Genomic DNA, 10,855 nt, shown 5'->3' on the forward strand with positions numbered 1-10,855 from the left:
TATGATTTTATATATTTATATTATATAAAAATTAAAAAATGAATGAATTCTATAATTTAAATCCATATGGCATTTTTTGAATGAAACCAAGCAAAATCATAACAAAGTTGTAATATTTATATAATATAAATATATAAATTGAAGAAATATATAATATAATTATATATCATTTTAGTCAGGAAATTTACCAAAGAAAGAAAAGTATGCAAATAGGAAATTTTAACACCGATAAAAAGGTTTTTATCATAGCAGAACTTAGTGCAAATCACGCAGGAAGTCTTGAGATGGCACTTCAAAGTATAAAAGCTGCCAAAGAAGCAGGTGCTGATGCGATAAAAATTCAAACTTACACTCCAGATAGCATGACTCTAAATAGCAACAAAGAAGATTTTATTATTAAGGATGGGCTTTGGGATAAAAGAAAACTTTATGAGCTTTATCAAAGTGCAAAAACCCCTTATGAATGGCATTCTCAAATCTTTGAAACCGCACAAAATGAAGGCATACTTTGTTTTTCAAGTCCTTTTGCCAAAGAAGATTTAGAATTTCTAAAACGCTTTGATCCTATAGCCTATAAAATCGCTTCTTTTGAAGCTAATGATGAAAATTTCGTGCGTTTAATCGCCAAAGAAAAAAAACCTACTATCGTTTCAACGGGCATTGCTACAGAAGAAGAACTTTTTAAAATCTGTGAAATTTTTAAAGAAGAAAAAAATCCTGATTTAATCTTTTTAAAATGCACTTCGGCTTATCCTACTGCCATAGAAGATATGAATTTAAAAGGCATAGCAAGTTTAAAAGAAAAATTTAATGTTGAAGTGGGGCTAAGTGATCATAGCTTTGGTTTTTTAGCCCCTGTTATGGCAGTAGCACTTGGAGCTAGAGTGATAGAAAAGCATTTTATGTTAGATAAAAGCATAGAAAGTGAAGACAGTAAATTTAGTCTTGATTTTGATGAATTTAAAGCTATGGTAGATGCAGTAAGACAAGCTGAAAGTGCTTTAGGCGATGGTAAGTTAGATCTAGATGAAAAGGCGCTTAAAAACCGTGTTTTTGCAAGAAGCTTATATGCAAGTAAGGATATCAAAAAAGGTGAAATGTTCAGCGAAGAAAATGTAAAATCCGTGCGTCCTTCTTTTGGACTACATCCTAAATTTTATCAAGAGCTTTTAGGAAAAAAAGCTACTAAAGATATAAAATTTGGCGATGCTTTAAAACAAGGAGATTTCCAATGACCTTCACCCCTACCCAAAAAGAGCTCTTTAATAAAAACATTGAGGCTTTAAGTAATATTCTTTTAAAAGAAAGTTTAAAACAAATCCAGTCTAGTAAATTTGAACTTATCTTAGGTAAAGATAATCTAGATATCAATCTAAAAGATACAAGTATAAAAAATAATGGGGGGGGGTATAATGAAAATTTACTTTATCAAGATCCCATTAAAGAATTGCAAACTATGCTAAATACTTATAATGACAAATACCTACTTTATCCTGTATTGTATTTTTATGGTTTTGGAAATGGAGTTTTATTTAAAGCTTTATTGCAAAATAAAAATCATCAACATATTGTTGTTTTTGAAAAAGATATAGAAATCATTTGGATAATGTTTCATATCTTAGATTTTTCACATGAATTACAAAGTGCAAGATTGATGATTTTAGAAAATGATAAATTACAAACTCAAGATTATACTGAACTTTGCTCTTCTAAACCTTTCTTTCAATTTTCTAGAATTTATTTTTTAGAACTGATGAGTCATTATTATGAAAGATTTCATGAAGATGTTTTGGAGTTAAATAAAAAGCTAGTACAGTATTTTAAAGATTCTATTATTTCTCATGGTAATGATCCCCTTGATGCTCTTCAAGGCATAGAGCAATTTGTTTATAATCTTCCTCAAATGATTACCCATCCTAGTTATAAAGAATTACTTTCTAAAAGAAAGGGTATAAGTGATACAGCTATCATTGTTTCTACAGGACCATCTCTTACTAAACAACTTCCTTTATTAAAAAAATATGCTAATAAAGCTACGATTTTTTGTGCGGATTCTTCTTATCCTATTTTAGCTAAACATGGTATAAAACCTGATTATGTTTGTATGTTGGAAAGAACTGAATTAACAGCAGAGTTTTTTAATCATGATTTTGGGGAATTTGATAAGGATATTGTATTTATTTGTGCTGGTGTTGTTCATCCAAAAGCGATTGAATATTTAAAGGGTGGAAATAGAAAATATCTTATCATGCCAAGATATTTATATTTTCCAATCTATATAAAGCTTAATAAATATTTTTACTTTTTATATAACACACCTAGCGTTGCACATATGTCATATTTTCTTTCGGCTCTACTCAATCATAAAAATATCATTCTCATAGGACAAGATTTAGCTTATGCAAAAAATGGTAATTCTCATCCTGATGATTATCAAAACTCAGCTAACTATGAAAGTCAAATGTATGAGCATATTTTAACTAAAGCTTATGGCGGGAAAGAAGAAGTTAAAACTCATGAAGCTTGGATATTTTTTAAGCAAATCTTAGAAACAATGATTATTAAGTATAGTATCACCACCTACAACTGCACCGAAGGTGGAGCAAGGATAGAAGGAACCATAGAAAAACCTTTTTTATGGGCTTGTGAGAATTTACTTGATAAAGATTTAAATAAACCTTTTGAAAAATTAGAACCTTTAAGTTTAAATAAACAAAATGAGTTTTTACTTAAGGCTTATTATAAAGTTTATCAAAGTATTAAACATTGTAGAGATTTTAGTAAAATACTCAGCAATGATTTTGAAAATATACAAAGTATATATTTGAGTTTAAATGAAAAAGAAGAGGATATCAATTTAGCTATTGAAAAAATAGATGAATTTAAAAATAAACTTGAAGATATAAAACAAATGCAAGATTTATATGAAATTTTACAACCTCTGCGTACTCAATTTGAACTTAATCTTGCTAGAATTTATGTTTTAAATCCTAAAACCAAAGAAGATGCTTTTAATAAAAGTATTCTTTGGATAAAAGAACATTTAGAATTTATGGAATTAGTTTATGGACATATTAAAGCACAAGAAAATGCTTTGATTAAAAATATACTTCCTTTAGAAGAAAAACTTAAAGAAAGAAAATTAGATAAATGGATGGAAAGGGTGAGAAGGTGAGAAATATTTTAGTTACAGGTGCTGATGGTTTTATAGGTTCTCATCTTTGTGAAAGTTTGGTCAAAAAAGGTTTTAAAGTCAGAGCTTTAAGTCAGTATAATTCTTTTAATTTTTGGGGACATTTAGAAAAAAGTTCTTTTTTAAAAGACATGGAGGTTATAAGTGGAGATTTAAGAGACAGTTTTTTTTGCGAAAAAATCACCAAAAATATAGATGCGATCTTTCATCTTGGCGCTTTAATCGCTATCCCCTACTCCTACACAGCCCCACAAAGCTATGTGGATACCAATGTCAATGGCACTTTAAATATGCTCGAAGCAGCTAAAAAAAACGAGATTTCACATTTTATCCACACCTCAACAAGCGAAGTTTATGGCACAGCCTTTTATATACCTATCGATGAAAAACACCCTTTACAACCTCAAAGCCCTTATTCTGCAAGCAAAATCGCTGCAGATATGATGGCGCTGAGTTATTATAATTCTTTTAATTTAAATGTCAATATTGCACGCCCTTTTAACACCTATGGACCAAGACAAAGCGCAAGGGCTATCATACCTACCATCATCACACAAATTTTAAGTGGAGCAAAGGAAATCAAACTAGGAGATTTAAGCCCTAAAAGGGATTTAAATTTTGTGCTAGATACTTGCGAGGGTTTTATCTCTCTTTTAAATTTAAAACATTTTGGAGAAGTTTATAATATAGGCTCAGGAGTGGAATACTCCATGCAAGAAGTACTTGATCTCATACAAAAAATTTTAGATTCTAAAGTAAAAATCATCCAAGATGAACAAAGATTGCGTCCTAAAAATAGCGAAGTTTTTAGACTTTGTTGCGATGCAAACAAGCTTAAAAAAGCTACAAATTGGCAAAGCAAAATAAGTCTAGAAGAAGGCTTGAGACAAAGCATAGAGTATTTTAAAGAAAATTTAGAAAATTATAAAAGTGAGCTTTATAATGTTTAAAAAAGAAATTTCTTTTATAAAAAGTCTTTTTAACAAAGAAAGTATTGCCCTACATGAGCCTTGTTTTATAGGCAATGAGAAAAAATATCTTTTAGAGTGCATTGATAGCGGTTTTGTTTCAAGCGTGGGAGAATTTGTAACGCGTTTTGAAGAAGCTTTAAAAGAAAAAACCAAAACACGCTTTGTCATCGCTACAAATACAGGCACAGCAGCCCTTCATATCGCTTTACTAGCTAATGGTATCGATGAAAACTGCGAAGTCATCACTCAAAGCATAAGCTTTGTCGCTACGGCCAATGCTATCGCTTATACAGGTGCAAAACCCGTTTTTTTAGATATAGATGAAAACACTCTAAGTTTAAGTCCTAAGGCTTTAGAGCATTTTTTAGAAAATCAAACTTATCAAAAAGATAATCTTAGCTATAACAAAACCACACACAAACTCATCAAAGCTTGTGTTATTATGCACACCTTTGGTTTAAGCGCTCATATAAAAGCCATCAAAGAACTTTGTGAAAAATACCACATCCTTTTAATTGAAGATGCCGCAGAAGCCTTAGGAAGCACCTATGAAAACAAGGCCTTAGGCACTTTTGGAAAGTGTGGAATTTTAAGTTTTAATGGCAATAAAATCATCACAGGTGGATGCGGTGGGGCGATATTAAGCGATGATGAAAATTTAGCTAAACTTGCAAGACACCTTAGCACCACAGCTAAAATCCCCCATCCTTACGAATACGATCATGATAGGATAGCTTATAATTACCGTCTTTGCAATATAAACGCAGCAATCTTGCTTGCAGGACTTGAAAATTTAGAACTTTTTTTAGAAAACAAAAGAGAACTTGCTAAAATTTACAAGGATTTTTTTAAAAATCACGATAAATGTAAATTTATCGATGAAAAAAGCAATGAAAAAAGCAATTTTTGGCTCAATACCTTGCTTTTTAAAGATGAAAATTTAAGAAATATCTTTTTAGAAGAATGCTTGAAAAATAATATTTTCGTCCGTCCTATATGGAAAAGCTTACCGAGTTTAAAAGCTTTTCAAAACTGTCAAAGCAATGAGCTTATAAACACTAAAAATTTAGAAAAACGTTTGGTTAATTTACCTAGTAGCGTTAGAATAGCAAATAAAAAGGAATGATGCGTTGCAAAATTTAATTCAAAGCATTAAAAAAATTTTAATAAGAAAAAATATGAGAGTAGCGGGGGGGGGGGATTTGATTTTTTTACTTCTTCTTTTAGGAGAAGTGCGTGAAAAATGTCATCATCATAGGAGCGGGTGGCTTTGCTAGAGAGCTTTATTCTTATTTAAAAGATGCAAATTACGAAATTATAGGCTATATTGATATACAAGAAAATATTTTTTTTGACTTAAAATATCTAGGCAATGAAGATAACTTCGATAAAAAGTTGATTCAAAAAGCATCTTTTGCTTTAGGTGTAGGACAAATCAATTTAAGAAAAAAAACCTTGTAAAACTTTCAAAAAAAATCATGTAATTTTATCACTTTTATACATCCTCAATCTTTTGTTTCAAAAGAAGCTAAAATAGGACAAGGGGTTATAGTGTGTCCTTTTGTAACCATTAATGCTAATTCAAATATAGGAGATTTTGTGCTTTGTAATATTTATTCAAGCATAGCTCATGGTTGTAAGGTAGGAGAAGGAAGTATTTTAAGCCCTTATGCTACACTTAATGGAAATTCAAGCATAGGAAAAAATTGTTTTTTAGCTACTAGAGTTAGCCTGTTGCCTTGCGTAAACTTAGAAGATAACTGCATAGTAAGCGCAGGTAGTATTATTAGCAAAACTACACATCCAATCAACTTATTTTTCATAAAAATATAATTAAAACAAGGAAAAAACAATGAAAAAAACTAATATCATAGACTTTGGTTTAATGGGTAAGCAAATAAGTGCTTTATTTTATTTGTTAGGCCATGAAATAGGTGTTTATAATAAAAGCAAGCTCAATATATACGAATTTGAAAAACAAATAAAACTTCTACAAAGAAAAATAGATTTTTCTAATTTTAACGCCGGAAAAATAAACATTTACCAACATATAGAAGATCTTAAAAATAGCTTGACTATAGAAAGCTTAAATGAAGATTTAAATTTAAAAAAAGAAATCATGCAAATTCTTAGAGACAATAATAATATAGTTTTTTCGAATTCAAGTTCTTTGAGTATGGATGATTTAAACTGCGATTTTATACATTTTTTCAATACTATTTATATCAAATTAATAGAACTTTGTGATTCTAATTTAGAACGATTTACCCCATTGAAAGATCTTAAAAAATTAGGATTTCATATCATTTGCAGTAAAGGCAATCGAGGAGCTTTAGCAAATTTACTTTTGTTCAATGAAATTTCATCATTTTTTAAAATTATAGAAAAATACGATTATAATTTCAAAGAATGTCAAACAGTTTATGATTTGCTTTATGAAAACAGAAATTTGTTAAATATTATCGACACTATAGGCATAGAACTTTGTAATAAAATTTGTAAGAATTTAAAAGAAGATGATGAAAATTTTTACCATCCAAAAATCTTTAAAAAGGCCTTATAAAAAGGAATTTTAGGTAGAAAAATAAAACAAACATAAGTGATATTTTATAAAATAAGCAAATATTAATTTAATATTTTATACAATCTAATATTTTTATTAATATTGAAGGGGTGGGGAATGATTTATTGTGATCACTGCGTGATGCCAAATACTAGACCTGGTATTAATTTTACAAAAGATAAAGAAGGTAAAAATATCTGTTCAGCTTGCATCAATCATAAAAATAAAGAAAATATTGATTATAAAGCAAGGTTTAAAGAGCTTGAAGTCTTATGTGATAAATACCGCAGAATGAATGGAAAATTTGAATATGATTGTGCTATTGCCGTAAGTGGAGGTAAAGATTCGCATTTTCAAGTGCATATCATGAAAGAAAAACTTGGAATGAATCCTATTCTTTTTAGCGTTGAAGATAATTTCACCATGACTGAAGCAGGCAAGAAAAATCTTAAAAATTTAAGTGAAACTTTTGGTTGTCATATCATTAGCTTAAAGCCTGATATCAAAACTCAAAAAAAAGTTATGCTAAAAACCTTTGAAAAATATGGAAAACCTACTTGGTTTATTGATAGACTAATTTACAGCTATCCTTTTGCTATGGCTTTAAAATTTAATACACCTTTATTGGTTTATGGAGAAAATGTTAGTTATGAATATGGAGGTAGTGATACCGAAGAAACTCCTAGCGCTAAAGAAATATTTTTAAATGGTGTAGCTAGTGATTTAAATATAAATGAATTTATAGATGATGAAATCAAAGAAGAAAATTTGCAACTCTTTTTCAATCCAAACAAAGATAAACTCGATAAACTTAACCCTATCTATCTAAGTTATTTTGTAAAATGGAATTCTTATAGCAATTATATTTTTGCTAAAAGTCGTGGTTTTACTGATCTAGAAGGCGAATGGGATAGAACAATGTGTGCAGAAAATTTTGATCAAGTTGATAGTATAGGCTATATCCTACACGCTTGGATGAAATACCCTAAATTTGGTCATGCTTGTGCGAGTGATTACGCAGCTCGTTTCGTGCGTTATGGACTTTTAAGCAGAAAAGAAGCTATTGAACTTGTGCAAAAAAGAGATCATAAGCTTGACAATAAATGCGTTGAAGATTTTTGCAATTTCATAGGTATTAGTAAAACTACATTTTGGAAAATAGTAGAAAAACATTACAATATGGATTTATTTTATAAAAATGATTTTGGAGAATTTAAATTAAAAAACAAATTACAATAAAAATATAAAGGAAAAAAATGCAAAACTCATTAGAAGCTTATACAATGAAATATAATGAAAATGGATACGGATTACTTTTTCCAGATGGTCATGTAGTACGTTTTTATGAAAGAATTTTAAAATACAAACTAAATAAAATAAATGGAAATTTACTTGATTTTGGTTGTGGCAATGGTGTACATTCAGCGTATTTTCAAAGCAAAGGGTTTAAAACTTTTGGAATAGATATAGTTCCAAGTTTAAAAGAAATTTGGGAGCAAAATATTAGCGGGGGGGGGGTATTGTAAAATTATAGAACCAAATTCTAGCATCAAAGGACTTTTTGATGAAAATATGGATATTATCTTTGCAAATCAAAGTCTTTACTACATACCTCTAAAAGAACTTAAACAAAATATTTTAGAATTTTACGAACTTTTGAACACAGGTGGAATACTTTTTGCTACAATGATGAGCAAGAAAAATTATTATTTTTCCCACAGTCAAAAAGAAGAAAAAAATGGCTTGAGTAAAGTTGAAATTAATGGAAGATTAAATGAAACAAGCTTTATACATTTTATTGATAAAGCCCAAGATCTAGAAAATCTTTTTCAACCTTTTGAAACTTTATTTTTAGGAGATTATGATCCTATTAATTTTTATAATTTTGAAGGATCAGCACACCATTACATTTATGTAGGTATTAAAAAATAAAATTTTGCCTTTATTTTAAGGCAAAATAAAGGCAAAACTATGAAAAAAACTCTTATCATCGCAGAAGCAGGAGTTAATCACAATGGTGATTTAAATTTAGCTAAAAAGTTAATAGAAATCGCAGCAGATTCAGGGGCTGATTTTGTTAAATTTCAAAGTTTTAAAGCCAAAAACTGTATCAGCACAAAGGCTAAAAAAGCACCCTATCAGCTTAAAACCACGGCTAGTGATGAGAGTCAGCTTCAAATGGTACAAAAACTCGAACTCGATCTTAAAGCTCATAAAGAGCTTATCTTACACGCAAAAAAATGCAATATTACCTTTCTTTCTACTCCTTTTGATCTTGAAAGTGTAGATCTTTTAAATGAGTTAGGCTTAAAAATCTTTAAAATTCCAAGCGGAGAAATCACCAATCTACCCTATCTTAAAAAAATTGCAAAGCTTAATAAAAAAATCATACTTTCAACAGGCATGGCAAATTTAGGCGAGATAGAAGAAGCTTTAAATGTGCTTTGCAAAAATGGCGCTAAACGCCAAAATATCACTCTTTTACACTGCACTACAGAATACCCTGCCCCTTTTAATGAAGTCAATCTTAAAGCCATGCAAAGCTTAAAAGACGCTTTTAAGCTTGATGTGGGTTATTCTGATCACACAAGGGGTATACACATTTCCCTAGCTGCGGTTGCCTTGGGAGCTTGTGTGATAGAAAAGCATTTTACTCTAGACAAAAATATGTCAGGGCCTGATCATAAAGCAAGCCTAGAACCTCAAGAACTAAAAATGCTTTGTACCCAAATAAGACAAATACAAAAGGCAATGGGTGATGGCATAAAAAAAGCAAGTAAAAGCGAACAAAAAAATATCAACATAGTAAGAAAAAGTTTAGTGGCCAAAAAAGACATCAAAAAAGGAGAAATTTTTAGCGAAGGAAATCTTACTACCAAACGCCCCGCAAATGGTATAAGTGCTATGAGATATGAAGAGTTTTTGGGTAAGATTGCTACTAAAAACTACAAAGAAGATGAGCTTATCCGTGAGTAAAAGAAAAATTTGTATAGTCAGTGCAACAAGGGCTGAATGGTATCTTTTAAGAAATTTATGTCATGAAATTCAAAACGATAAAGATCTAAGCCTTCAAATCATCGCTACAGGAGCACATTTAAGCCCTGAGTTTGGACTCACTTATAAAGAAATAGAAAAAGAATTTAAAATAACTAAAAAAATCCCTATCCTGCTTGCAAACGATGATAAAATAAGCCTTTGTAAAAGTATGAGTTTAGCTTTTAGTGCTTTTAGCGATGCTTTTGAAGACTTAAAACCTGATATGGTGGTGATTTTAGGCGATCGTTATGAAATGCTTAGCGTAGCAAGTGTATGTCTATTGATGCACATACCTTTAGTGCATTTATGTGGCGGGGAGCTTACTTTAGGGGCTATTGATGATAGTATAAGACACAGCATTTCAAAAATGTCACATTTACATTTTGTAAGTCATGAAATTTATAAAAAAAGGCTTTTGCAACTTGGAGAAGAAGAAAAAAGGGTTTTTAATATAGGTTCTTTAGCTTCTACTATCATAAAAAATATGAATTTTTTAAACAAAAAAGATTTAGAAAAAGCCTTAGAAATGAAACTAGATAAAGAACTTTACTTAATCACTTATCATCCTTTAACTTTAAATGTAAAAAATACTCAAAAAGAGATTAAAACCTTACTTAAAAAACTTGACACCCTTAAAAATGCAAGTTTGATTTTTACCAAAGCAAATGCCGATGAAAATGGACTTTTAATCAATGAAATTTTGCAAAATTACTGCCAAAAAAACTCACACAAGGCTAAACTTTTTGATAATCTTGGCTCACAAAAATACCTAAGTCTTATGAAAATAGCCAAGGCCATGATAGGCAATTCTTCAAGTGGTATTAGTGAAAGTCCTTTTTTTAAAACTCCTTGCATTAATATAGGCGATAGACAAAAAGGGCGTTTAAGAACTCAAAATATCATTGATTCCGAAATCAACGATCTTGATCAAGCTTTTGAAAAATTAGAAAGCAAAGAATTTAAACAAAATTTAAAAAATTTTAAAAACCCTTATGATAATGGTAAAAATCCTAATAAAATCATAAAAACTTGCCTAAAAAATGTAAATTTAGATACAATTTTACATAAAAATTTCATCGATTTATAAGGCTT

Annotated in this window: 9 protein-coding genes and 2 pseudogenes; all 11 read left to right on the plus strand. The window is 29.7% G+C overall.

Features of this window, described 5'->3' with window-relative positions:
• Positions 1-203: 203 nt before the first annotated feature.
• Positions 204-1,235 carry a pseudaminic acid synthase gene (gene pseI / locus FBF21_RS06955; RefSeq protein ID WP_002918716.1) on the plus strand — a complete coding sequence of 344 codons (1,032 nt, stop codon included), beginning with the start codon at positions 204-206 and terminating at the stop codon, positions 1,233-1,235.
• Positions 1,232-3,175: a motility associated factor glycosyltransferase family protein gene (locus FBF21_RS06960; RefSeq protein WP_168985459.1), complete on the plus strand. Its 1,944-nt coding sequence runs from the start codon at positions 1,232-1,234 to the stop codon at positions 3,173-3,175. The genes pseI and FBF21_RS06960 overlap by 4 nt, the downstream gene beginning before the upstream one ends.
• Positions 3,172-4,143: a 4,6-dehydratase LegB gene (legB, locus tag FBF21_RS06965; protein WP_020247084.1), complete on the plus strand. Its 972-nt coding sequence runs from the start codon at positions 3,172-3,174 to the stop codon at positions 4,141-4,143. Before FBF21_RS06960 ends, legB begins: the two co-directional genes overlap by 4 nt.
• Positions 4,136-5,290 (plus strand): aminotransferase LegC, encoded by a 1,155-nt coding sequence (gene legC, locus FBF21_RS06970; protein ID WP_002919387.1) that lies wholly within the window; start codon positions 4,136-4,138, stop codon positions 5,288-5,290. The genes legB and legC overlap by 8 nt, the downstream gene beginning before the upstream one ends.
• A gap of 4 nt (positions 5,291-5,294) precedes the next feature.
• Complete coding sequence (locus tag FBF21_RS06975; RefSeq protein WP_153308384.1) at positions 5,295-5,441, plus strand: hypothetical protein; 147 nt, start codon at positions 5,295-5,297, stop codon at positions 5,439-5,441.
• Positions 5,401-5,997: pseudogene (locus tag FBF21_RS09295) on the plus strand (acetyltransferase). The gene FBF21_RS06975 and the pseudogene FBF21_RS09295 overlap by 41 nt, the downstream one beginning before the upstream one ends.
• A gap of 19 nt (positions 5,998-6,016) precedes the next feature.
• The gene (locus tag FBF21_RS06990) at positions 6,017-6,727 is read left to right on the plus strand and encodes a 3-hydroxyacyl-CoA dehydrogenase NAD-binding domain-containing protein (RefSeq protein ID WP_002876299.1); all 711 of its coding nucleotides are present in this window, start codon (positions 6,017-6,019) and stop codon (positions 6,725-6,727) included.
• 117 nt (positions 6,728-6,844) lie between these two features.
• Positions 6,845-7,966, plus strand: coding sequence for an N-acetyl sugar amidotransferase (locus FBF21_RS06995; RefSeq protein WP_002782235.1), 1,122 nt, complete (start codon positions 6,845-6,847; stop codon positions 7,964-7,966).
• A 17-nt stretch (positions 7,967-7,983) separates the two neighbouring features.
• Positions 7,984-8,659, plus strand: a pseudogene (locus FBF21_RS07000) (methyltransferase domain-containing protein).
• 39 nt (positions 8,660-8,698) lie between these two features.
• Positions 8,699-9,703 (plus strand): N,N'-diacetyllegionaminate synthase, encoded by a 1,005-nt coding sequence (gene legI, locus FBF21_RS07005; protein ID WP_002906504.1) that lies wholly within the window; start codon positions 8,699-8,701, stop codon positions 9,701-9,703.
• On the plus strand, positions 9,696-10,850 hold the full coding sequence (gene legG, locus FBF21_RS07010; protein WP_002858369.1) for a GDP-N,N'-diacetylbacillosamine 2-epimerase (hydrolyzing): 1,155 nt from the start codon (positions 9,696-9,698) through the stop codon (positions 10,848-10,850). The genes legI and legG overlap by 8 nt, the downstream gene beginning before the upstream one ends.
• The last annotated feature ends 5 nt before the right edge of the window (positions 10,851-10,855 follow it).

It is taken from the genome of Campylobacter sp. CFSAN093238 (assembly GCF_012898015.1).
GTDB classification, from domain to species: Bacteria; Campylobacterota; Campylobacteria; order Campylobacterales; family Campylobacteraceae; genus Campylobacter_D; species Campylobacter_D jejuni.

Bases quoted from the DNA above. Each gene is read 5' to 3' on its own strand.
- pseI (WP_002918716.1), top strand. From the start codon at position 204: ATGCAAATAGGAAATTTTAACACCGATAAAAAGGTTTTTATCATAGCA.
- FBF21_RS06960 (WP_168985459.1), top strand. From the start codon at position 1,232: ATGACCTTCACCCCTACCCAAAAAGAGCTCTTTAATAAAAACATTGAG.
- legC (WP_002919387.1), top strand. From the start codon at position 4,136: ATGTTTAAAAAAGAAATTTCTTTTATAAAAAGTCTTTTTAACAAAGAA.
- FBF21_RS06990 (WP_002876299.1), top strand. From the start codon at position 6,017: ATGAAAAAAACTAATATCATAGACTTTGGTTTAATGGGTAAGCAAATA.
- FBF21_RS06995 (WP_002782235.1), top strand. From the start codon at position 6,845: ATGATTTATTGTGATCACTGCGTGATGCCAAATACTAGACCTGGTATT.
- legI (WP_002906504.1), top strand. From the start codon at position 8,699: ATGAAAAAAACTCTTATCATCGCAGAAGCAGGAGTTAATCACAATGGT.